Source organism: Knoellia flava TL1 (assembly GCF_000768675.1).
Taxonomy (GTDB): domain Bacteria; phylum Actinomycetota; class Actinomycetes; order Actinomycetales; family Dermatophilaceae; genus Knoellia; species Knoellia flava.
Genome location: NZ_AVPI01000001.1, coordinates 226635 through 252702 on the forward strand (window position 1 = coordinate 226635; position 26068 = coordinate 252702).

Annotated in this window: 24 protein-coding genes; 10 read left to right on the forward strand and 14 right to left on the reverse strand. The window is 71.7% G+C overall.

All coding sequences use genetic code 11. From position 1 onward, the window contains the following. Positions 1-13: 13 nt before the first annotated feature. Positions 14-3754 (reverse strand): nitrate reductase subunit alpha, encoded by a 3741-nt coding sequence (locus N798_RS01225; RefSeq protein ID WP_035945512.1) that lies wholly within the window; start codon positions 3752-3754, stop codon positions 14-16. Between the two features lie 220 nt (positions 3755-3974). On the opposite strand from N798_RS01225, the gene N798_RS01230 reads away from it, so the two are divergent. The 4 genes from N798_RS01230 (at position 3975) to N798_RS01245 (ending at position 8540) form a co-directional block, all read left to right on the forward strand. Next, a complete protein-coding gene (locus tag N798_RS01230) occupies positions 3975-5375 on the forward strand; it encodes an MFS transporter (RefSeq protein ID WP_229708508.1) in 1401 nt (466 codons plus the stop codon). After that, a complete protein-coding gene (locus N798_RS01235; RefSeq protein WP_035945513.1) occupies positions 5372-6769 on the forward strand; it encodes an MFS transporter in 1398 nt (465 codons plus the stop codon). Before N798_RS01230 ends, N798_RS01235 begins: the two co-directional genes overlap by 4 nt. Positions 6770-6854: 85 nt before the next feature. After that, the gene (locus N798_RS01240; protein WP_084099951.1) at positions 6855-7532 is read left to right on the forward strand and encodes a DedA family protein; all 678 of its coding nucleotides are present in this window, start codon (positions 6855-6857) and stop codon (positions 7530-7532) included. A 45-nt stretch (positions 7533-7577) separates the two neighbouring features. After that, complete coding sequence (locus N798_RS01245; RefSeq protein WP_035945515.1) at positions 7578-8540, forward strand: NYN domain-containing protein; 963 nt, start codon at positions 7578-7580, stop codon at positions 8538-8540. Positions 8541-8552: 12 nt separating this feature from the next. Here N798_RS01245 and N798_RS01250 read toward each other — a convergent pair whose 3' ends face one another. The 9 genes from N798_RS01250 to N798_RS01290 form a co-directional block, all read right to left on the reverse strand. Then, a complete protein-coding gene (locus tag N798_RS01250) occupies positions 8553-9176 on the reverse strand; it encodes a response regulator (protein ID WP_035945517.1) in 624 nt (207 codons plus the stop codon). Then, positions 9173-10387: a sensor histidine kinase gene (locus N798_RS01255; RefSeq protein WP_052116788.1), complete on the reverse strand. Its 1215-nt coding sequence runs from the start codon at positions 10385-10387 to the stop codon at positions 9173-9175. The genes N798_RS01250 and N798_RS01255 overlap by 4 nt, the downstream gene beginning before the upstream one ends. A 7-nt stretch (positions 10388-10394) precedes the next feature. Then, entirely contained in the window at positions 10395-11192 is a 798-nt protein-coding gene (locus N798_RS01260; protein ID WP_035945518.1) for an ABC transporter permease, read from the reverse strand. Continuing rightward, positions 11189-12079 carry an ABC transporter ATP-binding protein gene (locus N798_RS01265; RefSeq protein ID WP_035945519.1) on the reverse strand — a complete coding sequence of 297 codons (891 nt, stop codon included), beginning with the start codon at positions 12077-12079 and terminating at the stop codon, positions 11189-11191. The genes N798_RS01260 and N798_RS01265 overlap by 4 nt, the downstream gene beginning before the upstream one ends. A 74-nt stretch (positions 12080-12153) precedes the next feature. After that, on the reverse strand, positions 12154-12930 hold the full coding sequence (locus tag N798_RS01270; protein WP_035945791.1) for an SDR family NAD(P)-dependent oxidoreductase: 777 nt from the start codon (positions 12928-12930) through the stop codon (positions 12154-12156). A gap of 125 nt (positions 12931-13055) precedes the next feature. After that, positions 13056-13481, reverse strand: a complete 426-nt coding sequence (locus tag N798_RS01275) for an FHA domain-containing protein (RefSeq protein WP_035945520.1) — start codon at positions 13479-13481, stop codon at positions 13056-13058. Between the two features lie 11 nt (positions 13482-13492). Further along, positions 13493-14242: a LemA family protein gene (locus tag N798_RS01280; protein WP_035945521.1), complete on the reverse strand. Its 750-nt coding sequence runs from the start codon at positions 14240-14242 to the stop codon at positions 13493-13495. 112 nt (positions 14243-14354) lie between these two features. Beyond that, a complete protein-coding gene (gene pyrE, locus N798_RS01285) occupies positions 14355-14909 on the reverse strand; it encodes an orotate phosphoribosyltransferase (RefSeq protein WP_035945522.1) in 555 nt (184 codons plus the stop codon). Positions 14910-14935: 26 nt separating this feature from the next. Continuing rightward, positions 14936-15706 carry an SDR family NAD(P)-dependent oxidoreductase gene (locus tag N798_RS01290; protein ID WP_035945523.1) on the reverse strand — a complete coding sequence of 257 codons (771 nt, stop codon included), beginning with the start codon at positions 15704-15706 and terminating at the stop codon, positions 14936-14938. A gap of 206 nt (positions 15707-15912) precedes the next feature. Here N798_RS01290 and N798_RS01295 point away from each other — a divergent pair, with 206 nt between their 5' ends. From N798_RS01295 to N798_RS01315, 5 genes are read left to right on the forward strand one after another with little or no spacing between them, the layout of a single operon-like run. After that, entirely contained in the window at positions 15913-16449 is a 537-nt protein-coding gene (locus tag N798_RS01295) for a hypothetical protein (protein ID WP_035945524.1), read from the forward strand. Then, the gene (locus tag N798_RS01300) at positions 16450-17949 is read left to right on the forward strand and encodes a sensor histidine kinase (RefSeq protein ID WP_035945525.1); all 1500 of its coding nucleotides are present in this window, start codon (positions 16450-16452) and stop codon (positions 17947-17949) included. Further along, a complete protein-coding gene (locus tag N798_RS01305) occupies positions 17946-18560 on the forward strand; it encodes a response regulator (protein WP_035945526.1) in 615 nt (204 codons plus the stop codon). Before N798_RS01300 ends, N798_RS01305 begins: the two co-directional genes overlap by 4 nt. Positions 18561-18564: 4 nt before the next feature. Then, a complete protein-coding gene (locus N798_RS01310; protein WP_035945527.1) occupies positions 18565-19350 on the forward strand; it encodes an exodeoxyribonuclease III in 786 nt (261 codons plus the stop codon). Then, a complete protein-coding gene (locus N798_RS01315) occupies positions 19347-20216 on the forward strand; it encodes an alpha/beta fold hydrolase (RefSeq protein ID WP_035945529.1) in 870 nt (289 codons plus the stop codon). The genes N798_RS01310 and N798_RS01315 overlap by 4 nt, the downstream gene beginning before the upstream one ends. Before the next feature lie 3 nt (positions 20217-20219). Here N798_RS01315 and N798_RS17125 read toward each other — a convergent pair whose 3' ends face one another. From N798_RS17125 to N798_RS01330, 3 genes are read right to left on the reverse strand one after another with little or no spacing between them, the layout of a single operon-like run. Then, entirely contained in the window at positions 20220-22070 is a 1851-nt protein-coding gene (locus N798_RS17125) for a type 1 glutamine amidotransferase family protein (RefSeq protein ID WP_052116790.1), read from the reverse strand. A gap of 55 nt (positions 22071-22125) precedes the next feature. Beyond that, positions 22126-22770, reverse strand: a complete 645-nt coding sequence (locus N798_RS01325; protein WP_035945530.1) for a hypothetical protein — start codon at positions 22768-22770, stop codon at positions 22126-22128. Continuing rightward, complete coding sequence (locus tag N798_RS01330; RefSeq protein ID WP_035945531.1) at positions 22767-23309, reverse strand: RNA polymerase sigma factor; 543 nt, start codon at positions 23307-23309, stop codon at positions 22767-22769. Before N798_RS01330 ends, N798_RS01325 begins: the two co-directional genes overlap by 4 nt. A 146-nt stretch (positions 23310-23455) precedes the next feature. On the opposite strand from N798_RS01330, the gene N798_RS17130 reads away from it, so the two are divergent. After that, positions 23456-23983 carry a superoxide dismutase family protein gene (locus N798_RS17130; protein ID WP_052116791.1) on the forward strand — a complete coding sequence of 176 codons (528 nt, stop codon included), beginning with the start codon at positions 23456-23458 and terminating at the stop codon, positions 23981-23983. Between the two features lie 488 nt (positions 23984-24471). On the opposite strand, the gene N798_RS01340 is transcribed toward N798_RS17130, so the two are convergent. Next, positions 24472-26058, reverse strand: coding sequence for an MFS transporter (locus N798_RS01340; protein WP_084099952.1), 1587 nt, complete (start codon positions 26056-26058; stop codon positions 24472-24474). Between the last annotated feature and the right edge of the window lie 10 nt (positions 26059-26068).

A 26068-nucleotide genomic window follows, 5' to 3' on the forward strand; every position in this document is an offset into this window, starting at 1 on the left:
TCGTGGGGTGCCATCAGTACTCCACCTTCGCGGTCCGCTTGCGGATGGTCGTGACCTCGTCGCGGTTGTTGCCGATCGGGCCGATGTAGTTGAAGAAGTAGGACAGCTGCGCGTAGCCGCCGACGATGTGGTTCGGCTTGAGCAGGATCCGGGTGAGGCTGTTGTGGATCCCGCCCCGCTTGCGGTCGCGCTCGGTGAGCGGCACGTCGATGAGCCGGTCCTGGGCGTGGTGCATGTAGACCGTCCCCTCGGGCATCCGGTGGCTGACGATGGCCCGCGCGGCGACGACGCCGTTGCGGTTGACCATCTCGATCCAGTCGTTGTCCTCGATGCCGACCTTCGCGGCGTCGACGTCGGACATCCACACCGACTGCCCGCCGCGCGAGAGGGCGAGCATGAAGAGGTTGTCCTGGTACTCCGAGTGGATCGACCACTTGTTGTGCGGCGTGAGGTAGCGGACCGAGACGGCGACGCCCTGCCCCTCCGCCCGGCTCAGCTCGCCGATGGGCGCCTCGCCGAAGAGCCGCGTCATGTCGAGCGGTGGCCGGTAGACCGGCAGCGCCTCCCCCATGCCGAGGAACCAGTCGTGGTCGACGTAGAACTGCTGGCGTCCGGTGAGGGTGTGGAAGGGCTTGTGCCGCTCGATGTTGATCGTGAACGGGCTGTAGCGCCGCCCACCGGACTCGGATCCCGACCACTCCGGGCTCGTGATGACCGGCACGGGCGCGACCTGGGTGTCGGCGAAGGTGATCTGCTTGCCCTCGTGCTCGGCGGCGAGGTCGGCGAGCTGCGTGCCGGTCCGCTTCTCGAGGAAGCGGAAGCCTTGCGTCGCGAGGTGGCCGTTCGAGACGCCCGCGAGGTGCAGCATCGCGTCGGCCATCTGGATGTCGGTCTCGACCTTGGGCTGTCCGTCACCGGCACCACCACGCCGTATGCCGTTGCGCTGGCGGAGGATCTCGACCTCCCGCTTGACGTCGTAGGCGACGCCCTTGGTGAGCATGCCGACCTTCTCCAGCAGCGGGCCGATGCTCGTCATCTTGTCGAAGACGGCCGTGTAGTCGCGCTCGGCGACGGCGATGACCGGCATCGTCCTGCCCGGCACCGGCTCGCACTCACCGGCCCTCCAGTCCTTGACGACGCCGTGGACCGTGGCCATCGCTTCTGGGGTGTCGTGCCAGAGCGGCTTGGCGATGACATCCTTGCGGGTGCCGAGGTGGTCGACGGCGAGCTCGCTGAACTTCTTCGCGATCTCCTTCCACGTCTCCCAGTCCGACTTCGTCTGCCACGGCGGGCTGATCGCCGGGTTGAACGAGTGGATGAAGGGATGCATGTCGGTGGTCGAGAGGTCGTGCTTCTCGTACCAGGTGGCGGCGGGAAGCACGACGTCGGAGAGGATCGTCGAGCTCGTCATCCGGAAGTCGAGCGTGAGCAGCAGGTCGAGCTTGCCCTCGAGAGCCTTGTCCGGCCACTCGATGCCCTGCGGCCGGTGCTCGGGGCCCGCCTCGGTCGCCGTCGCCGCACTGTCGGTGCCGAGCAGGTGGCGCAGGAAGTACTCGTTGCCCTTGGCCGAGCTGCCGAGGAGGTTCGAGCGCCAGAGCGAGAGCACCCGCGGGTGGTTGCTCCCGGACTCGGGGTCGTCAACGGCGAACTTGAGGCGCCCCTCCTTGAGCTCCTGCGCGACGTAGGCCGGTGCCTCCATGCCCGCGGCCGCCGCGTCGTCGGCGATGTCGAGCGAGCTCCGGTCGAAGGTCGGGTAGCTCGGCGTCCAACCGAGCCGCACCGACTGCGACAGCAGGTCCATGACGCTCTTGCCGGCGAACACCCCTGTGCCCGAGTCGAGGTCGTCGGCCGAGAACGTGTCGTAGCGGTACTGCGACGTGTGGACGTACCAGTAGGCCGTCTGGTTCATGTGGCGCGGCGGGCGCTGCCAGTCGAGCGCGAAGGCCATGTGCTGGAAGCCCATGATCGGCCGGATCTTCTCCTGGCCGACGTAGTGGGCCCAGCCGCCGCCGTTGCGTCCCTGGCAGCCGGTGATCGTCGTGAGCAGGAGGATCGCGCGGTAGATCTGGTCGCTGTGGAACCAGTGGTTCGTCCCGGCGCCGAGCAGGATCATCCCGCGACCCTGGGTGTCGACGGCGTTCTGCCCCCACTCCCGCGCGAGCCGCTCCACCTGCGCGGCCGGCACGCCGGTGTGCTGTTCCTGCCACGCCGGGGTCGCCGGGACGGAGGGGTCGTCGTAGCCGGTCGGCCACGTGCCGGGCAACCCGTCGCGGGCCACGCCGTACTGCGCGAGGAGGAGGTCGAGCACGGTCGTGACGAGGCGGTCGCCGATGCGCCGGACGGGCACGCCGCGCACCTCGTGGGCGACCTTGCCGTCGGCACCGTCGAAGCGCGGCAGCTCGACCTCGACCGCCTCGTCGGTCGTGCCGTGGAGGGTGAGCAGCGGGTCGGTGTCACCGAGCTCGAGGTTCCACTTCCCGACGCCCTCGTCGCCGAACCGGTCGCCGATCGACCCGTTGAGCACGGTGAGCTCGCCGGTTCGCGCGTCGATGACGGCCGGCTTCCACATGGCGTTCTCGGAGTCGGACTTCGGCCCGCCCTCGACGTCGCCGGCGACGAGGTACTTGCCCGGACGATAGGCACCGTCACCACCGTCGCCGCGCTCCCCCGGCACGAGCACGACGAGGTTGGCGAGGTCGGTGTACTGCTTGTTGTAGTCGGCGAAGAACGGCTCGAGCCGGTCGACGAAGAACTCCTTGAGGAGCACGTGACCCATCGCCATCGCGAGGGCCCCGTCGGTCCCGGGGCCGAGGGTGACCCACTCGTCGGCGAACTTGACGTTCTCGGCGTAGTCGGGCGCGACCGCGATGACCTTCTGCCCGCGGTAGCGCGCCTCGGCCATCCAGTGCGCGTCGGGCGTGCGGGTCAGGGGCACGTTCGAGCCCCACATGAAGAGGTATGCCGCGTCCCACCAGTCACCGGACTCCGGCACGTCGGTCTGGTCGCCGAACATCTGCGGTGAGGCGTTGGGCAGGTCGGCGTACCAGTCGTAGAACGACAGCATCGGCGCGCCGACGAGCTCGAGGAAGCGGGCGCCGGACGCGTAGGACACCGGCGACATGGCGGGGATCGGTGAGAAGCCGGCGATGCGGTCGGGGCCGTGGGCCTTCACCGTGTGGACGTGGGCAGCGGCGACGAGCTCGACGACCTCCTCCCACGACGCACGCACGAGGCCGCCCTTGCCCCGGGCCGCCTTGTAGCGCGCGGCCTTCGCCGGGTCCTCGACGAGCGAGGCCCAGGCGAGCACCGGGTCGCCGCCGTGGGCCTTCTTGGCCTCCCGGAACATGCCGAGCAGCACGCCGCGCACGTAGGGGTAGCGGATCCGGGTCGGCGAGTAGGTGTACCAGGAGAACGCCGCGCCGCGCGGGCACCCGCGGGGCTCGTAGTCGGGCCGGTCGGCGCCGGCCGACGGGTAGTCGGTCTGCTGCGCCTCCCACGTGATGATCCCGTCCTTGACGTAGACCTTCCACGAGCAGGAGCCGGTGCAGTTGACCCCGTGCGTCGACCGGACGACCTTGTCGTGGCTCCACCGGTCGCGGTAGAAGGAGTCGCCACTTCGCCCGCCCTTGAGGCTGAGGCTGCGCCCGTCGTCCGAGACCGTGCCGCGGGTGAAGAACCGCCGCGTGCCGACGAGGGCCTCCGCCAGGGGCCCGTCGAGTCCGGTGCTGCTGGTGGCCTGCTCGCTCGTGGTCACGGCTCTCCTCGTCAGGGCGTCGTCGCTCTCGGAACGGACTCGTCACCCCACCCAACCGAACCTGCACCCGGGTTGGCAAGGACCAAGGTCCCGTCGGGCGGGCCGGTCGCACATGTTGCAGGTCAGGACCAAAGGCCCTGCGACACATCAGCACCCGTCGTTAGCGTCGACATGCCGACGGTCGATCGCTACCGTCCAGACGAGGGTGGAAGGAGTGACCGTGTCGGAGCAGCACCGACCCGCGCGGGGCCTCAGTGACGAGAGGGCCGCGCGCCGGGTCCTCACGATGTCGACGACGGCGTTCACGGTGATGTTCGCCGTGTGGCTGATGTTCGGGATCCTCGGCATCCCGATCCGGAAGGAGTTCGGCCTCACCGACGTCCAGCTCTCGTGGCTGAGCGCGGTGGCGGTCCTCAACGGGTCGCTCTGGCGCCTACCGGCGGGGATGGTCACCGACCGCATCGGCGGTCGCAAGGTCTTCGCAGCGATGCTCGCGTTCACGGCCGTGCCGGCATACCTCGTGTCCCGGGCCGAGAGCTACGGCCTGCTGCTCGTCCTCGCGTTCCTCGTGGGGTTCGCGGGCAACTCCTTCAGCGCCGGCATCTCGTGGAACTCGGCGTGGACCCCGCGTGAGCGGCAGGGCTTCGCGCTCGGGGTCTTCGGCGCGGGCAACGTCGGCGCGTCGGTGACGAAGTTCATCGGCCCGGCGCTCATCACCGGCACCGCCGGTGCGACGTACTTCGGCGTCCAGGGTGGGTGGCGCATCGTCCCCGTCCTGTATGCCGTCCTCCTCCTCGTGCTCGCGGCTCTCGTCCTCGTCGTCACCCCTGCCGAGGACCGCAAGCCCGGTCGCGGGCGGCCGCTGCGCGAGCAGCTCCAGCCGCTGCGCCGGCTGCGGGTGTGGCGGTTCAGCCTCTACTACGTCGCGGTCTTCGGCGCCTACGTGGCGCTGGCCGCATGGCTGCCGAAGTACTACGTCGACAACTTCGACGTGGGCCTCGGCACGGCGGCCCTGCTCACCGCGACCTTCATCTTCCCGGCGTCGCTGCTGCGCCCGGTCGGTGGCTGGTTCTCCGACCGCTGGGGTGCGCGGCGCGCGATGTACTGGACGTTCGGCGTGATGATGGCCTCCACGCTCTTCCTGTCGATGCCCGGCGGCCACATCGTCCTCGAGACCCGGGACGGGCCGAAGAACGTCCTCCCCTACGAGATCGGCATCTGGCCCTTCGCCATCGCCGTCTTCGTCCTCGGCTGCGCGATGGGCGTGGGCAAGGCCGCCGTCTTCAAGCACATCCCCGAGTACTTCCCCAAGGACGTCGGCGCCGTCGGCGGGCTCGTCGGGATGCTCGGCGGCCTCGGTGGCTTCTTCCTCCCGCCGCTCTTCGCCTACGGGCAGCGTTGGTCCGGCCTGCCGTCGAGCACGTTCTTCGTCCTGTTCCTGCTCACCGCCGCGTGCAGCGTGTGGATGCACTGGACCGTCGTCCACATGCTCCACGAGGAGTCCCCGGAGCTCGCGACCGAGCTCGAGCGGCCGAGCCGCACGGCTGACGCCGCAGCCGCACCCACCGAACCCACTGACACGACCGGGCCGCACCGCGTCCCCGAGGAGGCACGAGCATGAGCACGACGACGACCCGCCGCGGTGGAGAGTGGCTGGACTCCTGGGACCCCGAGAACGAGGAGACCTGGGACAAGAAGCTCGCGTGGACCACGCTCTGGATCACGACGTTCACGCTCACCCTGTGCTTCGCCTCGTGGTTCCTCGCGAGCGCCATCGCGCCCAAGCTCACCAACCTCGGGTTCGACCTCACCCAGAGCCAGCTCTACTGGCTCACCTCGATGCCCGGTCTCGCCGGCGGCCTCATGCGACTGCTGTGGATGGTCATGCCGCCGATCCTCGGCACCCGCAAGCTCGTCACCCTCACGACGCTGCTCCTCATCTTCCCGGTGCTCGGGTGGGCCGTCCGGATCCAGGACCCCACGACGCCCTACTGGGAGCTGCTCGCCCTGTCCTTCCTGTCCGGCATCGGCGGCGGCGCGTTCTCGGGCTTCATGCCGAGCACGTCCTACTTCTTCCCGCGCCGCCTTCAGGGCACGGCGCTGGGGCTGCAGGCCGGCATCGGCAACTTCGGCGTCTCCCTCGTCCAGCTGCTCACCCCGTGGATCATCGGCTTCGGGATGATCGGCTTCCTCGGCGGCTCGCAGTCGATGCAGGGCCTGCCCGGCAAGCCCGCCACCGAGGTCTGGTACCAGAACGCCGCGTTCGTCTACATCCCGTTCATCCTCATCGGCGCCGCGCTCGCGTGGACGATGCTCCGGTCGGTGCCCGTCACGGCCAACATCCGCCAGCAGTTCGACATCTTCAAGAACCAGGACACCTGGTGGATGACGCTCATCTACATCATGACGTTCGGCACCTTCTCCGGCCTGTCCGCCCAGTTCGGCCTGCTCATGAAGAACCTCTACGGCGCCGGCAACCCCGACATCGTCCAGGGCGCCGGAGCGAGCGCCCAGCTGCTCATCGACGGCTACTCGGTCCCCGACCCGGTGAAGTACGTCTTCCTCGGGCCGCTCGTCGGCGCCGGAGCCCGGGTGCTGTTCAGCCCGCTCACCGACCGCATGGGCGGCGCGCGGTGGACCCTCGTCTCGGGCATCGGGCTCGTCGGCTCGATCGCCTGGACGATGACGACGCTCGTTCCCGACACGTCCTCGGCCGAGGCGCTGCGCGGTGACTTCAAGGGCTTCCTCTGGGGGATGCTCGCGATCTTCCTCTTCAGCGGGATCGGCAACGCCTCGACCTTCAAGCAGATGCCGATGATCTTCGAGCGCCGCCAGGCCGGTGGCGTCATCGGCTGGACGGCGGCCATCGCGGCCTTCGGTCCGTTCCTCTTCGGCGTCGGCCTCACGATCATGTCGCCGACGGCGTTCTACGCAATCGGCATCGCGTGGGCGGTCATGTGCATCGCCATCACGTGGATGCGCTACGCCCGGCCCGGAGCACCCAAGGTCTCCTGACGACGGTCTCGGCCCGCGCGCCGGCTGCGCGCGGGCCGAGGCGTCCAGCGAACGCCCAGCGGCACGGCATACCCTTGCGCCCGTGATGATGCCTACCCTCGGCCCCGACTGGATGGACCCCCAGTGGCTCCTCGAACGCTTCGGCTCCCAGTTCTTCTGGGTGGGCGTCGCCATCGTCTTCATCGAGTGCGGCCTGCTCTTCCCGATCCTGCCGGGTGACTCGCTCCTCTTCTCGATCGGCCTCTTCATCGCCCGGGGCGACATCGACGTCAACATCTGGTTGGCCTGCCTCATCCTCAGCGCCGCCGCCTTCCTCGGCAACGTCACCGGCTACGAGATCGGGCGCGCCGTCGGTGCCCCGCTCTACGAGCGCGAGGGACGCTTCCTCAAGAAGAAGTACTTCGACCAGACCCACGCCTTCTTCGAGAAGCACGGAGCGAAGGCGCTCATCATCGGCCGGTTCGTGCCGATCGTGCGCACCTTCATCACCGTCGTCGCGGGCGTCTCGCGGATGGACCGCCGTCACTTCTTCGTGTGGAGCGCCGTCGGCGCCGTCCTGTGGGCGACCGGGCTCACCCTGCTCGGGCACGCGCTCGGTGGGGTGCAGTTCATCCACGACCACCTCGAGGCCGCGATCCTGCTCATCGTCGCCTTCTCGGTCCTGCCGATGGTCGTCGAGTTCCTCCGCCACCGCAGCGCCACCCGCACGGCCGTCGAGGAGACCGCGGAGGTCGTCGACGACCTCCGCCACGACGACGCCTGAGGCGCGTTCCCGTCTGGTCCGCCTGCTCACGGCTAGGGTCGCGCCATGACTGAGGCGTCGCGGGTCGCTGTGTACATCGACTTCGACAACGTGGTGATCTCGCACTACGACGACGTCCACGGCGCGGGCCGCTGGCGTGACGACAGGGCTCGAAACCACACCCCGAGCGGCAACGGTTCGGGGAGCGAGGTCTCCCAGCGACTGACCGCCGCCCACGTCGACCTCGGTGCAGTCATCGACTACGCCTCGTCATTCGGCACTGTTGCGGTGACGCGCGCGTACGCCGACTGGTCGGTGCCCGCCAACGCCGCGTACCGGCAGGACCTCGTCGACCGCGCGGTCGACCTCGTCCAGCTCTTCGCCACGTCGGGCACCAAGAACGGTGCCGACATCCGCCTGTCCATCGACGCGGTCGACGACCTCTTCAAGCACGCCGACCTCACCCATGTCGTCATCGTCGGCGGCGACTCCGACTACATCCCGCTCGCCCAGCACTGCCGTCGGATGGGCCGTTTCGTGGTCGGCGTCGGGGTGTCCGGTTCGACGAGCCGCGCCCTGCGGTCGGCCTGCGACGCGTTCAGCTCCTACGACGACCTGCCGGGCCTGGACGACCCGTCCGCGCCGACGGCCGCCGTGACCGCACCTCCGCCGGCGAAGAAGGCCGCCCCCGCCAAGAAGACCGCAGCCACGAAGGCCGTTGCCAAGAAGTCGGCCTCGGCCAAGGTCACGGGGTCGCCGCCCGCCCCGGCCAAGACGGCCACCAAGACCAACGCGACGGCTGAGCCGCCCGGCACGAGGCTGTTGCGCCGGGCGATGCAGGTCGCGACCGCCCGCGAGGACGGCTGGCACGACTCGTCCAGCGTCAAGAACCAGATCCTGCGGCTTGACTCGGGCTTCAAGGAGAAGTCCTACGGCCACTCCTCGTTCCGTGCCTTTGTCGAGGCGCACCGGGGGCTCGTCGACACAAAACTCCTCGACAACGGCCAGATGCTTGTCCGCCTCCGCTGAGCCGCAGAGTCGTCAGAGGGTGATGAGTCCCTGCCCGTATGCCGCGGTGACGGCTGCCGTGCGGTCGGTCACCTCGAGCTTGGCGAAGATCCGCAGCAGGTGCGTCTTGACCGTCGCCTCGCCGATGTAGAGCTCACGACCGACCTCGGCGTTCGAGAGCCCGCGGGCCACCGCCCGCAGCACCTCGAGCTCGCGCGGGGTCAGCTCGGAGCGCGCCGGGGCCCGCAGCCGTTCGGCGAGACGCGCCGCGACGGGAGAGGCGAGGACGGTCTCGCCCAGCGCCGCCCGCCGGATCGCGTCGGCGAGGACGTCGGGCGGGGTGTCCTTGAGCAGGTAGCCCCGGGCTCCCGACTCGACCGCCCGCACGATGTCGGCGTCGGTGTCGTAGGTCGTGAGGACGAGCACCTGCGGCGCGTCCGGCAGGTCACGCAGCCTGGCGGTCGCGTCGGCTCCGTCCATGACCGGCATACGGAGGTCCATGAGGACGACGTCGGGCGAGAGACGCGGGGCGAGCGCCAGCGCCTCGGCTCCGTTGCCGGCCTCGCCGACGACCTCGACGTCGTCGAGCTCACCGAGGAGGGCGACCATGCCGGCCCGCACGACGGGGTGGTCGTCGACGACGAGGACGCGGATCATCGGGGCAGCTCCATGACGAGTCGGGTGCCGCGGGGGTCCCCGCGGCCGATGCTCACCTCTCCGCCGAGCTCGGCGGCGCGGGCGCGCAGGCCGTCGAGGCCGAAGCCGGGCGGCGTGGTCGCGGGATCGAAGCCGGCACCGTCGTCGGTCACCTCGAGGGCGACCCGCTCGGGTTCGTAGGCGAGGGTCACGGACGCGGACGACGCTCCGGAGTGCCGCCTCACGTTCGACAGCGCCTCCTGCACCCCGCGCAGCAGGACGACCTCGGCGTTGCCGCCGAGCGGTGCCGGCTCCCCCTCGACCGACGACGTGACCCGTATGCCGGTCTCTCGCGTCACCGTGTCGGTGAGCCTCACGAGGGCCTCCACGAGGGTGCGCGACTGGAGGTGGCCGGGCGTGAGCTCCGCGACGATGACCCGGGCCTCGGCGAGGTTGTCGACGGCCGTGCCCTCGATCATCGACAGTCGCTCGCGGGCCGTGGCGACGTCGCCGCGGTCGAGCGCCGAGGTCGCTGCCCGCGACAGCGCGATGACCGAGGTGAACCCCTGCGCCAGGGTGTCGTGGATCTCGCGCGAGAGGCGGCTGCGCTCGTCCTGCACGCCCTGTGCGCGCTCGACGGCGGCGAGCTGCGCCCGGGTCGACCGGAGCTCGTCGATGACGGCGGCCCGGCGCTCGGCCTCGCCGATGATGCGGTGGATGAACATGCCGAGCGCGGCCGAGAGCGCGAACGAGATGACGACCGAGACGAGCGCCCCGGGGACCTCGGCGCCGGGGTCGTCGGCGGGGGCGACGGCAGCGGTGAAGAGCGCGAGCAGTGCAAGCCCCGTGCCGATGAGCGCCGGGCGCACCTCGAAGGTCGCCCAGATCTGCGGGAAGAGGCAGAAGAAGAGCAGCCACGACTCGAACTCGGGGTCGAGGGCGATGATCGTGAGGAGGCACGTCCAGGCACAGAGCTGGTAGAGGACGGCATACACGGTCTCCTCGCGCATGATCGCGCGGCGACCGAAGAGCGTGTAGGCCAAGGCGACCCCGCCGAGAAGGACGAGGGTCGGCCAACGGCCGTGCGGGCCGGGCGGCTCGAGGAGGGCGACGACGACGGCGGTCGCGACGAGGGCGTAGCAGCCGAGGTGCCACCACTTCGCCTGGCCGCGCCACACCGCCGCGAGCTGGTCGCTCGAGAGCTCAGCGGGCGGGGCGGGGGCCGGGTTCACGGCGCCATCATGTCGTGCCGCGCTTGAACCAGCGGAAGGTGAGGACGCAGAGGACGAGCCCGGCGACGGCCCAGACGCCGAGGAACATCGCGGTGCGCCCGTGCTCCCACGTCCCGGCCATCTCCATCGACGCGAGCTCGTCGGGGAAGAAGACCGAGCGCATGCCCTGCGCGATCCACTTGAGCGGGAAGACCGACGCGATCTGCTGCACCCAGGTGGGGATGTCGGTGAAGGCGAAGTAGACGCCGGAGATGAACTGGAGGATGAGCATGGGCGCGACGACGACCGCTCCCGCCGAGCGCGCCGACGCCAGCGAGCTGAAGGCCGTGCCGAGCACCGTCCCGGCGAAGACGCCGAGGCCGAAGACCCACAGGAACGTCAGCCAGCGAGACGCCGTGTCGGGCAGGTCGACGTCGAACGCGAACCGGGCGACGGCGAGCAGGAGGACCTGCTGGGCGAGCGCCGTCGTGGCCACGAGCCCGACCTTGCCGAGGAAGTAGGACACCGGCGGGATCGGGGTGCTGCGCAGCCGCTTGAGCGTCCCGTCGTCCCGCTCGACCGCCACCGACATTGCCATCGTCTGGAACGACGTGAGGAGGATGCCGGCCGAGATCATGCCCGGCAGGAAGAAGGTCGCGGCGTTCATCGGTGACCCGCTGGAGTCCATGACGTCGCCGAAGATGACCGAGAACAAGGTGAGCATGAGGATCGGGAAGAGGAAGGAGAAGAAGACCGACTCCTTCTCGCGGGAGTACATCTTGAGCTCGAGGACGGTGCGGTCGAGCCCCAGGGCGACGGCGTTCATGCCGGAACCTTCCGTGTCGTGTCTGCCGGGGAGTCCGCGACGTGCTCGGTGACGTGCGGGGCGATGAGGGAGAGGTAGGTGTCCTCGAGCGAGGGGCGGCTCACGGCGAGCTCCGGCACCTCGCCGCCGAACCGCTCGGCGAGCCGCTGGACCTCGAGCGTCGGCGTGGACGTGACCAGCGACCGGCGCTGCCCGTCCTCGGTCCACGACACCGTCGCCTCGTCGTCCGCCCTGCCGCCGAGGTTGGCCGGGGTGTCGAGGGCGAGGAGCCGTCCGGCAGCGATGACCCCGACGCGGTCGGCGAGGTGCTCCGCCTCGTCGAGGTAGTGGGTCGTGAGCAGGATCGTCGTGCCCTCGTCGGCGAGCGACCGGATGAGGTCCCAGAAGTCGCGCCGGGCCTTCGGGTCGAACCCGGTCGTCGGCTCGTCGAGGAAGAGCAGCTCAGGCCGGCCGACGATGCCGAGACCGACGTCGAGCCGGCGGCGCTGGCCGCCCGAGAGCCCGGCGATGCGCTCGTCCGCCTTCTCCTGCAGGCCGACTGATGCGAGGACCTCGTCGACGCCGCGAGGGGTGGCGTAGGCCCGCGCGGTCGAGGACAGGATCTCTCGCGGGGTGAGCAGGTCGAGGCCGGACGAGGTCTGCAGGACGATGCCGATCCGGTTGCGCCAAGCACGGTCGGCGTCGCGCGGGTCGGTGCCGAGCACCTGCACAGTGCCGGCGTCGGCGGTGCGGAAGCCCTCGAGGATCTCCACGGTCGTCGTCTTGCCCGCACCGTTGGGACCGAGGAGGGCGAAGACCTCACCGGCCTCGATGTCGAGGTCGAGCTCGTCGACGGCGCGCTTGTCGCCATAGGTCTTGACGAGTCCGCGGATGCTGATCGCTGTCATGCCTCCAGCATCCTCGGCTCGAGGGCCGCGCACACCGACCTTCGGGTGGATCGTGCGTCCACCGACCGGTGGACTCAGAAGGTCGTGTAGCCGCCGTCGACGACGACGACGGAGCCGGTCATGAAGCTCGAGGCGTCGGAGGCGAGGTAGACCACGGTGGGGGCGATCTCCTCGGGGAGCGCGTAGCGCTGCATCGGGGCGTCGTCGATCCACCGGGGCTTGAACGCCGGGTCGTCGACGGGTGCCATCTCGGTCCTGACGTATCCCGGGGCGACGGCGTTGACGCGGATGCCGAGGGGTGCCCACTCCGCCGCGAGCGACTTCGTCAGCTGGTGCACGGCCGCCTTCGACGCGTTGTATGCCGGCTGCCACTGCGGGCGGTTGACGATGAGTCCCGAGATGGAGCCGATGTTGACGATGACGCCGCTGCCCCGGTCGGCGAAGTGTCGGCCGGCGACCTGGCTCATGAGCCACAGGCCCCGGACGTTGGTGTCGAAGACCTCGTCCCACTCGTCGTCGGGGACCTCGAGCGCAGGGCGGTGGACGCAGGCGCCGGCATTGTTGACGAGGACGTCGAGCCGGCCGGTCGCCTCGACCGCGGCCTCGACGGCTCGGGTCACACTGTCGCGGTCGGTGACGTCGAGCCCGAGCCCGACGACGGTGCGTCCGGTCTCGGCGGCGAGGTCGGCGGCAGCGTCCCGCGAGGCCGCCTCGTCACGGGCGCCGATGACGACGTCGGCCCCGGCCTCGGCGAGCGCGCGGGCGAAGGCGAGGCCGAGCCCGCGGTATCCGCCGGTGACGAGCGCCGTGCGGCCGGCGAGCGAGAACGTGTCGAGAACAGTCGGACTCATGCCCGCCATTCTGTCCTCGGCATTCCCACCCGAGGTGGGTTTGTCGCACTGGAGGTGGGAACCGTTGTGCTCCGAAGTGCGAGGTTCCTGGGTGAAGTCACCCACAGCCCACGCCCGGCCCAGCGTCAGCCGGCGGAGAGCTCCTGCCGCAGCACGATCCGGGTCCACGAGCCGAGGTAGAGGACGTGACCCGAGCCCATCGGCTGCCCGGTCTCGATCGGGTCGTCGGGGATGTCGCCGACCCTCGGCGACACATAGGTGCCGTTGGCCGAGCCGAGGTCCTCGACGACCCAGCCCAGCCCGTGTCGGGTCAGCTGCGCGTGCCGTCGGCTCACACCGGCATCACCGTCGCAGTCGATGTGCGGGGCGACCGACATCGCCTCGCTGTGACGACCGATGAGCACCTGGCTGTTGCGCAGCGGCACCACGGTCGGCGGACCGAACGCGGGCAGCCGGTCGGGGCTGCTCTGGCACTCGTACCACTGCGGGTCCACCCAGACCTCGGCCACCCACGGGGCGGCTGCGGAGCGGCGGCCGGGGAGGATCGTCACAGGGGCGGGCCTCAGGTACGCGGAGCGGGCGGGGCCGCGGGGCCGTCGCCCGGGTTCGCGGGCTCGATCGGCTGCGTCTGCCCGACCGTCGGCGTCGCCTCCGGCGTGGCCGGCGTCTGGGCCGGCGACTGCTGGCCGGGCGGGGTCGAGGCGCTGGGTGCCGTCGGGGCGTAGCCGCTCGGCGGCGGGATGGTCGCGTCGCGCTGGCCGAAGTCGACCTTGGGAGCCTCGCGCTGCTCACCGACGGCCTCGAAGTACTCGGCCTGCTTGATCCCGAACATGCCCGCGATGAAGTTCGTCGGCACCGTCTCGACCTTGGTGTTGAGGTCGCGGACGGTCGCGTTGTAGTAGCGGCGGGCCGAGGCGATGCGGTCCTCGGTGCTCGTCAGCTCCTGCTGGAGGGCCATGAAGTTCTGGTTGGCCTTGAGGTCGGGGTAGGCCTCGGCGATGGCGAGGAGGCGACCGAGCGCCTGGCTGAGCATGTTCTCGCTCTCGGCCTGCTGGCCCGGCGACTGGTTCGGGGCCATCGCCGCCGAACGCGCCTTGATGACGTCCTCGAGGGTGCCCCGCTCGTGGGCGGCGTAGCCCTTGACCGTCTCGACGAGGTTGCCGATGAGGTCGTGGCGTCGCGTGAGCTCGACGTCGATCTGCCGCCACGCCTCCTGCACGAGGTTGCGCAGCTTGATGAGGCCGTTGTACATCCCGACGACCACGCCGACGAGCAGCAGGACGACGACGATGATGATGATGGCGGTGATCATGGGAACTCCCCTGTCGGTGGCGCTTCGCTCGCGATCCTAGGACCTGTATGCCGTCCGCCCGGGGATGCGCGCACGTTCGGCTCGGACGGCGCTCGGGACGGCGGCGTCCGGCTCAGGCGAGTCCGAGGTCCTCGAGCCCGAAGGCGTGTCGGTAGCCCAGACCCGCCTCGTCGAAGACCTGCGCCGCGCCGGTCGCCCGGTCGGCGATGGTCGCGACGCCGACGACGGTGGCACCGGCTTCCTTCGCGGCGTTCGCGGCGTCGAGCGGGGAGCCCCCCGTCGTCGACGTGTCCTCGACGATGAGCACCCGTCGACCCTCGATCGACGGCCCCTCGATGCGCTGCTGGAGTCCGTGCGCCTTGCCGGCCTTGCGGACGACGAAGGCGTCGAGGCGCTCCCCGGCAGCCGCGGCCGCGTGGAGCATCGAGGTCGCGACCGGGTCGGCGCCGAGGGTGAGACCGCCGACGGCGTCGAACTCGAGGTCGGCGACGAGGTCGCGCATGACCCGACCCACGAGCGGGCTCGCCTCACCGTCCAGGGTGATCCGCCGCAGGTCGACGTAGTAGTCGGCCTCCTTGCCCGACGAGAGGGTGACGCGGCCGTGGACGATGGCCTTGTCCTTGATGATCTCGAGCAGGCGGGCGCGGTCGGCGGCGATGTCAGTCACGGCCCCGAGGCTACCGACCCCGGGGCTCAGCCCGCCGACGGGCGGTGCGCGCCCTTCGACACCGCTCGCACGAGCGGGCGCGGCGCGAGGCGGGCAGCCGCCACGGCGACCTTGTAGAGCGGGCTCGGCACCGAGACGACCTTGCCCTTCGCCACGTCGGCGAGGGCGTCGCGGACGAGCCTGGGCGCGTCGAGCCAGACGAACTCGGGCAGCCTCGACATGTCGACGTCGGCCCGCTCGTGGAACTCCGTGTGCGTGAAGCCCGGGCACAGGGCCGTGACCGTGACTCCCGACCCTGCGAGCTCCGCGGCGAGACCCTCGCTGAAGACGGTGACGAAGGCCTTGTCCGCCGAGTAGGTCCCCGAAGCGATGAACGACGCCACCGACGACACGTTGACGATCGCGCCCCGGCCGCGGTCCCTCATGGCCCGGCCCGCGGCGTGCGACAGGACGAGCACGGCCCGCGCGAGCACGTCGAACTGGGCCTCCTCGTCGGCGATGTTGTGGTCGAGGAAGGCGCCCTTGAGCGAGAAGCCCGCGTTGTTGACGAGCAGGTCCACCGGCCGCTCGACCGACCCCACCCGTTCGGCCACCCTTCCCATCGCCTCCCGGTCCGTGAGGTCTGCGGGGAGCACCTCGACCTCCACTCCGTGGCGCGCCCGGAGCTCGTCGGCGAGCGCCTCGAGCCGGGTGACCTCGCGGGCGACGAGCACGAGATCGTCGCCGCGGGCGGCGAGCTGGACGGCGAACTCACGGCCGATGCCGGCGGTGGCGCCCGTGACGAGTGCGGTGCTCATGGCGACACCGTATGCCGGACCCTCACCGTCCCGACCGGCTCCGTGACCGACGTCGTATGCCGTCCGCGCACCTCGACTGCCCGTCGAGGGCCTCGTCGCGCGCGTCGAGGCCTGCAGCCGGGGTACTACGACCATCGCCCAATGGCACGCGCCCCCGGGTCCGGATGACGCTGATCACCTCACCTCCCCCCGACCAAGGAGACATCATGAAGCGCATGGGACTGGTGGTCGCAGGACTGACGGTGGCTGTCTGCCCCGCCGTCATCGGACTGTGGGCCAACGCGTCGTTCTCGGAGGCCGTGCCCGTCCGGGTGCCGGCCAACAGCCAGGTGATCCGCGTGGATGCGACGCCCTCACCGTCCGCGTCCACCTCCACCCCCAGCCCGAGCCCCTCGGCGAGCGACGACCACGGCGGCCGCACGCCCCGTGACCAGCGGACCGAACCCGGCGACGACCGCCGGTCGGACCGCTCGGGCTCCGGCTCGTCCGGCTCCGGCTCCGGCTCCGCCTCGACCACCCGCCACCACGACGACGTGACGACGGACGACCACGGCGGCGACACCCCGCGCGACCAGCGCACCGAGCCCGGCGACGACCGGCGCACCTCGACCGACTCGGACGGCTCGGGCTCGCGACACTCCGGCTCCGACGACTCCGGCTCCAGCGGGTCCGGCTCGAGCGGGTCGGGTGGGTCGGACGACGCCCGACCCGACGACCACGGTGGGCACGGAGGCGATGACTGAGTGGCAGTCGCTCCCGACCCGGCCGCCGCGGCTCCCGCCGCGGCGGCCCAGCCGCGTCCCGGCGACCTCGGTGAGGACCGCAGCCTCGGCGACGAGCTCCTGTCGCCTCCGCCGAGCGTGCCGACCGAGCCGCACGGGCCGTCCGAACCGGACTGGACGCTCGTCACCACGCCGGGCACCCGCACCGACCTCTCCCCCGTCGTCACGCCGCGGCGCGTCCTCACCCAGATGGTCGGCGCCCTCGCGCTCGTCCTCGTCGTCGTCGCCGCCCTCGCGACCTTCGCGGCCGGGCGGCTCGCGGAGCGGGAGGCCGTCAACGACGCCGCCGCCGCCGCCGACCTCATCGCCCAGGCGGTCATCACGCCCCTGCTCACCGACGACCTCCTCGACGGTGTCGACGGCTCGTCCGCGGCCCTCGACGAGGTCGTGCGCGACGTCGTCATCGGCGACGAGATCGTCCGGGTCAAGATCTGGTCGCCCGACGGGACGATCGTCTACGCCGACGAGGCCCACCTCATCGGGCGCACGTTCAGCCTGTCGCAGGACCAGCGGGAGGCGCTCGCGGACCCCCGCACCATCGCGGAGGTGTCGCAGCTCGACGAGACCGAGAACGAGTTCGAGACGGGCAACCGCCTCCTCGAGGTCTACCGACCGGTGTGGACACCCACCGGTCGCGAGATGCTCTTCGAGACCTACACGGCATACGACGTCGTGAGCGAGCGGGCGGCCGAGCTGAGGCGAGGGTTCGTCGGGGTGACGCTGAGCAGCCTGCTCCTGCTCGTCGTCCTCATGACGCCGGTCCTGTCGCGGCTCCTGGGACGGCTGCGCACCGTGTCGGAGCACCGCGAGCGCGTCCTCGAGCGCTCGCTCGGGGCGTCGGACGCCGAGCGTCGCCGCATCGCCGGCACCCTGCACGATGGTCCCGTGCAGGAGCTCGTCGCCTCGTCGCTCGCCGCCTCGGTCGCCGCCGAGCAGGCCGCCGCGCGCGGGGACTCGGCGCTGGCCGCGTCGTTCGAGCGCGTCGCGGCCTCGACCCGGGGCAACGCGAGGGCGCTGCGCTCGCTGCTCGTCGAGATCTATCCCGAGAGCCTCACCGGCGCCGACCCGGCCACGGTCCTGGCCGACGTCGCCGCCACCGCCCACGGCCGGGACGTCGACGTCGAGCTCGACGTCGACCCGTCGATCCGGCTGCCCGAGGACGAGCAGCGACTCATCCACCGGATCGCCCAGGAGTGCCTGCGCAACGCCGCGACCCACGCCGCGCCGTGCAGGCTCCTGCTCCGCCTCGCCCGCGAGGACGGCGCCGTCGTCCTCGAGGTCGCCGACGACGGCCGGGGGTTCGACCCCGACGTGCTCCGCGACCCACCCGCCGGCCACCTCGGGCTCAAGGTCCTCGCCGACCTCGCCTCCGACGCCGGTGCCGAGCTCGCGGTCCGCACCGCACCCGGTCGCGGCACCCGTTGGCGGCTCCGGCTGGCCGACTCCGGGGCGGCGTCGTGATCCGCGTCGTCGTCGTCGACGACCACGCCATGGTGCGCGCCGGCCTCGTGTCGCTGCTCGAGGCGGCCGGTGACATCACGGTCGTCGCCCAGGCCGCCGACGGCGAGGACGCGATCACCGTCGCGACCGAGGCACGCCCCGACGTCGTCCTCATGGACCTGTCGATGCCGGTCATGGACGGCGTGGCCGCGACCTCCGCCCTGCTCGACGTCATGCCCGATCTGCGCGTCGTCGTGCTCACCTCGTTCTCCGACCGAGGGCGCGTCACGGCCGCCCTCGAGGCGGGTGCGGTGGGCTACCAGCTCAAGGACGGTGAGCCCGCGAGCCTGCTCGCCGCGGTCCGAGCGGCGGCCGCCGGCCAGGCTCCCCTCGACCCGCGGGTGGCGCAGGTCCTCCTGCCCACCCGGGGCCAGCGGGCCGGCGACGGCCTCAGCAGCCGCGAGGAGCAGGTGCTCCGCCTCGTCGCCGACGGGCTGGCCAACAAGCAGATCGCCCGAGCGCTCGGCATCACCGAGCGCACGGTCAAGGCACACCTCGGCAAGGTCTTCCGCGAGCTCGGGGTCGCCGACAGGACGAGTGCCGCACTGTGGGCGCGTGACCACCTAGGGTGACCGGGTGCGCATCGCCACCTGGAACGTCAACTCCATCCGCTCCCGCATCGACCGCGTGGAGGCGTGGGTCCAGCGAGCCGACGTCGACGTCCTCGCCATCCAGGAGACGAAGTGCCGCGAGGACCAGTTCCCGCACGACCGCTTCGCCGCGCTCGGCTACGAGGTGGCCCACCACGGCCTCAACCAGTGGAACGGCGTGGCCATCGCCTCGCGAGTCGGGCTCGAGGACGTGAGCCGCGGCTTCCCCGACCTGCCGCAGTGGGGCGAGCCCGCCGTCGAGGAGGCGCGCGCGATCGGGGCCACGTGCGCCGGCATCCGGCTGTGGTCGCTCTACGTCCCCAACGGCCGGCACATCACCGACCCGCACATGCAGTACAAGCTCGCCTGGCTCGACACCCTTCGCGTCCAGACGCAGGCGTGGGCGGAGACCGGCTCGCCCTTCGCGCTCATGGGCGACTGGAACATCGCGCCCCAGGACGAGGACGTCTGGTCGATGGAGTACTACCTCGACAAGAGCCACGTCAGCCCGCCCGAGCGGGCCGCCTTCCAGGCCGTCCTCGATGCCGGAGTCACCGACGTCGTGCGACCTCACACCGAGCCCGGCGACTTCACCTACTGGGACTACCAGCGGCTCGCGTTCCCGAAGCGGCGCGGCATGCGGATCGACTTCATCCTGGCCTCCGAGCCACTCGCCGAGCGCGTGCAGGGCGCGGTCATCGACCGCGAGGAGCGCAAGGGTCAGGGCGCGAGCGACCACGCCCCCGTCGTCATCGAGGTCGCGGACGCGTGAGCGCCCGCACCACCGAGCGCACCCTGTCGGTCCTCGCTCCGCACGGCGCGACCCTCGCCGCCACCGAGTACCTGCCGGCCGGTGACCCCGACGAGGGCGCGCCCACCGTCGTCCTCGCCCACGGCTGGACCCTGGCCCGAGCGAGCTGGGAGCCGGTCGTGCGAGAGCTGCTGTCGCACAGGGCCGTTCGCGTCGTCACCTATGACCAGCGCGGACACGGCCGCTCCACGTGGGGCTCGGTCCGGTCGCAGTCGATCAGGGCCCTCGCCGACGACCTCGCAGCCGTCGTCCAGGCGGTCGCACCGACCGGACCGCTCGTCCTCGGCGGCCACTCGATGGGCGGCATGACGGTCCTCGCGTATGCCGGCCGCCACCCGTCCGTGGTCCGCGACCGTGTCCGTGGGGTCGCCCTCGTCTCGACGACGGCCACAGTCGAGGGTCGGCCGGAGGTGCGCGGCGAGGCACTCGCGATGGCTGTCGCAGCGCGAGTTCCGCTGCTGCGCATGGGGATGTTCGTCCCGCGCTCGGTCCTGCGCAACCTCAACTTCGGCGAGAACCCCGACCGGACCCACGTGCGGTCGACGGTCCGCACCATCGCGAGCACCTCGCTCGCGACGACCGGTCGCTACTTCGCCTCGATCCGCGACCACGACGAGACCGAGGCCCTCGCCGTGCTCGACGGCGTGCCCACCCACGTGCTCGTCGGGACGAAGGACCGGCTCACACCGGTGAGGTGGGCACGCAGCCTGCACGACGGCATACCGGGTTCGCGGCTCACCGTCCTCCCCGGCAAGGGGCACATGCTCACGCACGAGGCGACCGACACCGTCGCCGACGCCCTCATCGACCTCGTCGACGCGCGCTGACCGTCAGCCGAGCGCGAGCGCCTCGCCCTCGCCGAACGTGCTGAGGAGCGCCCCGACGGCGCCGATCGCGCCGTTGGGGCCGGTCCAGAAGTCCGCGCCCCGCGGGTCGAGGGCGACGACCGAGCCGGCGCCGACCACGGTGGCCGAGGCTCCCGGCGGGACGCGCACGGCCGTGTCCTCGCCGAGGCCCCACGCGACCTGGCCGCCCTCGAGGGCGCCGAGGTCGAAGAGCTTGCCCCAGCGGTAGTCGAGGGTGAGCGAGGGCACGAGCGAGCCCGTCACGAGCCCGAGCCCACGCTGCCACTGCCCGTCGCCGGTGCGGAAGTTCGCGATCGCCTCGTCCTCGTAGTTCGTGTCGGTCGGGTCGGCCTTGGTCGAGAACCACGTGCCGAGGGCGGCGGTGAGGTGGCGGTCGGCGAGGATGACCGGTGAGGTGAGGACGGCACTGCGGACCTTGTCGGCGAAGGCCGGGTCCGCGACGGCCGCCGCGACGGACGCGGGCGTCTCACCGACGAGGAGCACGCCGGCCGCTCCGGTCGTCACGACCTTCGACTTCTTGTCGGCCTCGACGACCTCGACGGTCCCCGTCCAGCCCGCGGCCCTGAGCGCGTCGGTGTAGCCCTTGGTGGCCTTCTTGTCCTTCGAGGAGGCCGCGAGCACGACGATGCGCGGCTGGGCACCCGAGGCGACCGCGCCCCGGGTGTCGGCCACGAACCGGTCGACGACGGCGGTCGACCCGCCGCCCACGACGTCGCCGCCGAGGTAGACCGTGCCCGCAGCACCGGGGACGCTCGGTCCCTCGGCCGGCGCCGGGGTCGGCGCCGCGACCGGGGCTCCGTTGCGCGACACGGTGCGCCCCACGACGTCGTAGGCCGTCGTGCTCCCTGCCGCGTCCGGCGGGAGGAGGTGCGTGAGCACGTTGCGGGTGGAGAGGACGCTGTTGGGCCCCACCCACGAGACCGGCGAGGAGAGCGTCTCGAGGTCGAGGACGGCGACCGAGGAGGCACCGAAGACACCGGAGAGGGTCGTGTCGGCGGTGTTGCGGACGCCGGTGGCGTAGTCGACGCCGACGCCGAGCCGGCTCGCACCGCCGAACCGCTCGTCCGAGGACGCGAGCGTCGACAGGAGGCGGCCGAAGCGCCCGCGCTGGTAGAAGTGCTGGTCGTAGATCGCCTGCGTCGAGCCGAAGCGGAGCCCGCGCTCACGGTCGGCGTCGTCGCCCCACCACACGAGCGAGCTGTCGCGGCGCAGGCCGTCCCACGGGCCGAGGTCGCCGACGTAGCCGTTGATCATCGTGCGCGACTCGACCGCGGCGCCGGCGCTCGTGCCACCGACGGCGGCTCCGCGCGCGAACGCCGCCTCGAGCCGGTCCTCGGCGGGGGTGTCGGCGAGGACCGACATCGCGAGCCCCTGGTCGCCGCCGAGGATGAAGACGCCGTCGGTCTGCTCGGTGACCATGGCCGAGTTGGCCGGGTCCTCGGCGTCCGCGCGGGCGAGCAGCGGGGCGAGGACGGCCGTGCAGCCGGTGAAGGGCGCGGTGACGACGGCGTCACACGCCGCGTCGACCTCGTCGGTGCGCTGCTGCGCGAGGGTGAGGTTCTCCTCGCGGTCCGCCGGGGCGTCCCCGTAGGACGAGGGCACGACGACGATGTCGACACTCGGGCCGGTGGCACCGTCGGCCGCCGCACGGGCGAAGCCCTGGAGCGTCTCGAGCGTGTAGCCACCCCCGATGGGTGTCATCGTCGTGGGGTCGGCCGCCCGGGCGGCTCCTCCCCCGAAGACGACGCCGCACGCCGTGACGGCGGCGGCGGTGGACAGGGCGAGGGTGCGTGCAGCGCGCGACATCGGAGCCATGGAGCCCAACCTAGGGCGCCGCCGCCGATCCCGCGCGGCGACCGCGCCCCTCCGCTCAGCGGAGCGTGCGCTCGTCGCCCAGCCGGGCGGCGACCTTGTCCGGCAGCCGGCGGTTGAGGGAGAAGAGCCGCCCGAGGACGGGCATGAGGACGATGTTGAGACCGTGCAGGATCCCGATGATGAGAAGGATTCCGCCGATCCGGATGAGCTCGAACTTCACCTGCGCGGCGGTGACGTCGGTGATCGGCTGGGCCAGGGCCCAGTCGGGGTTGGGCGCCACCTGGAGGGTGAAGAGGATGAAGGCCGCGAAGATGAGGTAGTAGACGATGTCGGTGAGGACGATGTAGCTCTTGCCCGTGAGCGGGTTGTCGTGGAAGACGTCGGCGGCGTAGGCGCGGCCGAACCGCTTGATGAACGGCCCGAGCCACAGCGCCATGCCGAGGAGGACGAGGTTCGTGGCGACTTCGAGGATCCACCAGGGCATGGCGAGGGTTCCGTTCTCTGTGCGGGGGGTGAGGGTGAGGACGAACGTGGCCACCACGACGACGACGAGGACCGCACCGAGCGACCATCGCAGCGCGGCGGAACGTCGGGCACGGTCGGCGTCGATGCTGTCGACGACGCGCTCGAAGAGGTCGGGCGAGGGTTCGACGGGGTAGTCGTGCAATGCGCGGGTCAGCCGGTCCTCGAGGTCGCTCATCGGTTGCCCTCCAGGGTCTCGGCGAGGCCGGCGAGGCCGCGCTGCAGATGGGTCTTCACGGTGTTGTTCGACAGGCCGAGGGTCTCGGCGATGTCGGGGATGGACAGGTCGAGGTAGTAGCGCAGGGTCACGCAGTCACGTTGGCGGCGCGGCAGGTCCCGGAGCGCGTCGATGACCTCCTGGCGTTCGGCCCGCGTCGCCGCGTCCTCCTCGGCGGAGGGCGCGTCGGGCAGCGCGGGCGGTCGGTGGCGCAGCGAGACCAGTCCCCTGCGGTTGTGGTCGCGCGCGAGGTTGATGACGATCGAGCGGAGGTATGCCGCCGCGCTGCCGCCGCGGCGGATGCGACCAGCGTTGCGGGACAACCGGATGAACGCTTCCTGGACGAGGTCCTCGGCGGCGGTGCGGTCGTCGAGATAGAACCGGGCGAGCCGGGTGAGTGAGGTGGCCTCCTGGGCGAAGAGGGTGATGACGTCGGGGTCCGTCCCAGCACCCACACCGGGGTCGGGCGCGGCCGTCCGGCGCTCGGCGAGGGTCTCCATCGCCCTGACAGACGCGTTCGCAGGGGCATCCGGGTGACCGTCCGGAGAAGGATTTTTCTGTGCGTTCTCGAGGTCACCCGCCACCGGTCCACGGCCGTCTGCATGGGTGTCGGCACCCTGCCGACCACGTCGAAAGGACACCTGCGATGCTCACCTCCACCCGCGCCCGGGTCGCCGTCGGAACCACTGCCATCGTCCTCCTCACGGCCACGCCCGCGCTGGCGTTCGGGCCGTTCCTGCGCACGAGCGGCCCGCTGCGCGACTTCGCCCCCACCGCGGCCGGCCCGTTCGACGGCGCGAGCGCGCGGGTCCAGCTCGTCGAGTCGGCGAGCGGCAGCCACGCCGTCCTCACGGTCAAGGGCATCGGCGCGGCCGCCGAGGGCCGGACCTTCGGCGCCCACCTCCACGACGGTCCATGCGTCGCGGGCGACGGCGCCGCCGCCATGGGTCACTACAACTCCGACGCCCACGCCGGGCACTCCCCCGTTGCCATCAACGACGAGACCGAGATCTGGCTCGACTTCACCGTCGTCGACGGCGAGGGCACCGGCACGGCGAGCGTCCCGTTCGTCCCGGAGCACGGCAAGCGCTCGGTCGTCATCCACGCCGACCCGACGAACCCGCAGACCGGTGGCGCCGGCGCGCGGCTCGCCTGCAAGACGGTGGAGTGGTGACCGTGCGGCTGCTCCGTCACCTCGTGGCCGGCCTCCTCCTCGGCATCGGGCTGGGGGCGGTGGCCCGCGGCTTCATGGCCCTGCTCACCGCGGACCCTCGGTTCAGCTGGTCCGGGACGGCCTTCATCCTCGGGCTCTTCGGCGTGGCCGGACTGGTCCTCGCCATGGCGCACGCCGCCAAGGGCCACCACCGCTCGCGGTGGTGGAAGCTCGTCACCCTGCCCGCCGTGCTGCTCTTCCTCGGGCCCGGCCTGCTCCTGGCCCCGGGCGTCCTGGGCATGGCACTCGCTGCATCACGCCGGGTCTGGGTGAGGGTCGTGGGCGTCGCCGTCCTCGCCGGGTCGGTCGCACTGCTGGCGGTGCTGTGCGAGACGGAGGACGAGCCGTTCACCCTCCGCACGGCCGCTGGCTTCGTCGTGATGTATGCCGTGTGCGCGGCGCTCGCGACCGGTGCTCGCGCCGCGCTCACGGGCTGGGCGCCAAAGGGCTCAGCCGCGGGGGTTCCGGCCGAGCCCCAGCGCCACGGAGGCGACGGCCCCGAGGGCGGCGGCGAGCGCCGCACCGCGGAAGACCCACTCGACCTGGACGACCGCGGCGTCGAGGAGCGCCTGGGCGTCGGTCTGGTCGGGCAGTGACGCCACGGCCGCGTAGTACTGGTGGAGCCCGATCGCGGTGAGCAGGGCGAGCCCCACCACCATGCCGACCATCCGGGCGACGACCACGAGCGCACTCGCGGTGCCGTGGGCGTCCTCGGGTGAGTCGGCGAGGGCCGCGTTGTTGACCGGTGCGAGCGCGAGCCCGATGCCGAGCCCGACGAGCGCGAGAACGGGCGTCGCCGTCCACTCCCCGAGCGAACCACGACCCCACGTCGACATGACGACGAGCCCGACGGCGGCGAGCGCGAGCCCCGTCCCGCTCACGAGGCCGTCACCGAGACGGCGCAGCGACCACCCGCCGAGCAGCGCGCCGACGGGGACGGCGACGAGGAAGCGCACGAGGACGAAGGCTGCGACCGTCTCGCTCTCGGTGTGCACGAGGCGGGCGAGGAGCGGCACGTCGACGATGACGGCGACGAGCGCGACCCCCACGCAGAGCGAGACGACGAGCGCCCAGCGCGTGCGTCCCACGACGACACCGCGAGGCACGAGCGGCTGCCCGGCACGGCGGTGGTGCACGAGATAGAGGCCGGCGAGGACGGCGGCGACCGGAAGCAGCGCGAGCCCGAGCGGCCCGACGACCTCCTTCTCGGGGTCGGCGGCCGCGAAGGTGAGGACGATGGACCCGAGCGCTCCCCCGAGGAGGAGTGCGCCGAGCAGGTCGGCCCGCCGCAGCACCGGCCAGGCACCGTGCACCCACAGCGCGACAGCGGCCGCCACGAGGACCAGCGCCACCACCCCGACCGGTGTCGCGAGGCGTGACGTGGAGTCGCCGAAGGGCACGAACGGCACCCCGAGCGACACCGACGTCACGAGCGCCTCGGGTGCGGCGAGCGCGAGCCAGGTGGCGGCCGCCGCGAGCAGCGAGACAGCGACGGGGAGCGGGCGGGGACGGGACGGCATACCCCCGCCGGTGGCGACCACGGCGGCAGCCAGCAGGACACCCAGCACGGCATTGAGCCAGAAGATCGCGCGCCAGTCGGCGACAGCGAGCACCGCCGCGCCGAGCACCGGACCCAGCACCGAGCCGAGCTCCTGCACCGCGCCGACGACTCCGAGCGGGGTGCCGCGACGGTCACGGTCCCAGAGCTGGGCGACGATCGCGAGCGTCGCGGGCACGAGGCCGCCACCGCCGACACCCTGGACGACCCGGCCCGCCACGAGCACCGGCAGCTCGACGGCGAGTGCCGTCACGGCGGAGCCGGCGACGAAGACGGCGAGGCAGCCCAGCAGCACGCGCTGGTGCGAGGCGAGGTCCGCGAGCCGGCCGATGAGCGGCAGCACGGCGATGTAGCCGAGGAGGAAGCCGGAGACGATCGGCGTCGCGCGCTGGAGCGCGTCGATCCCGATGCCGACACCGGCCATCATGTCGGTGAGCGCGAGCACGACGACATAGGTGTCGGCGGCGGCGAGGGCCACGGCAACCGAT

Coding starts and splice junctions, on each gene's coding strand:
- N798_RS01265 (WP_035945519.1), bottom strand. CDS start 12,079: ATGACAGCGATCAGCATCCGCGGACTCGTCAAGACCTATGGCGACAAG.
- N798_RS01260 (WP_035945518.1), bottom strand. CDS start 11,192: ATGAACGCCGTCGCCCTGGGGCTCGACCGCACCGTCCTCGAGCTCAAG.
- N798_RS01325 (WP_035945530.1), bottom strand. CDS start 22,770: ATGAGCGACCTCGAGGACCGGCTGACCCGCGCATTGCACGACTACCCC.
- N798_RS01235 (WP_035945513.1), top strand. CDS start 5,372: ATGAGCACGACGACGACCCGCCGCGGTGGAGAGTGGCTGGACTCCTGG.
- N798_RS01295 (WP_035945524.1), top strand. CDS start 15,913: ATGAAGCGCATGGGACTGGTGGTCGCAGGACTGACGGTGGCTGTCTGC.
- N798_RS01250 (WP_035945517.1), bottom strand. CDS start 9,176: ATGATCCGCGTCCTCGTCGTCGACGACCACCCCGTCGTGCGGGCCGGC.
- N798_RS01240 (WP_084099951.1), top strand. CDS start 6,855: ATGATGCCTACCCTCGGCCCCGACTGGATGGACCCCCAGTGGCTCCTC.
- N798_RS17125 (WP_052116790.1), bottom strand. CDS start 22,070: ATGGCTCCGATGTCGCGCGCTGCACGCACCCTCGCCCTGTCCACCGCC.
- N798_RS01330 (WP_035945531.1), bottom strand. CDS start 23,309: ATGGAGACCCTCGCCGAGCGCCGGACGGCCGCGCCCGACCCCGGTGTG.
- N798_RS01270 (WP_035945791.1), bottom strand. CDS start 12,930: ATGAGTCCGACTGTTCTCGACACGTTCTCGCTCGCCGGCCGCACGGCG.
- N798_RS01280 (WP_035945521.1), bottom strand. CDS start 14,242: ATGATCACCGCCATCATCATCATCGTCGTCGTCCTGCTGCTCGTCGGC.
- N798_RS01290 (WP_035945523.1), bottom strand. CDS start 15,706: ATGAGCACCGCACTCGTCACGGGCGCCACCGCCGGCATCGGCCGTGAG.
- N798_RS17130 (WP_052116791.1), top strand. CDS start 23,456: ATGCTCACCTCCACCCGCGCCCGGGTCGCCGTCGGAACCACTGCCATC.
- N798_RS01245 (WP_035945515.1), top strand. CDS start 7,578: ATGACTGAGGCGTCGCGGGTCGCTGTGTACATCGACTTCGACAACGTG.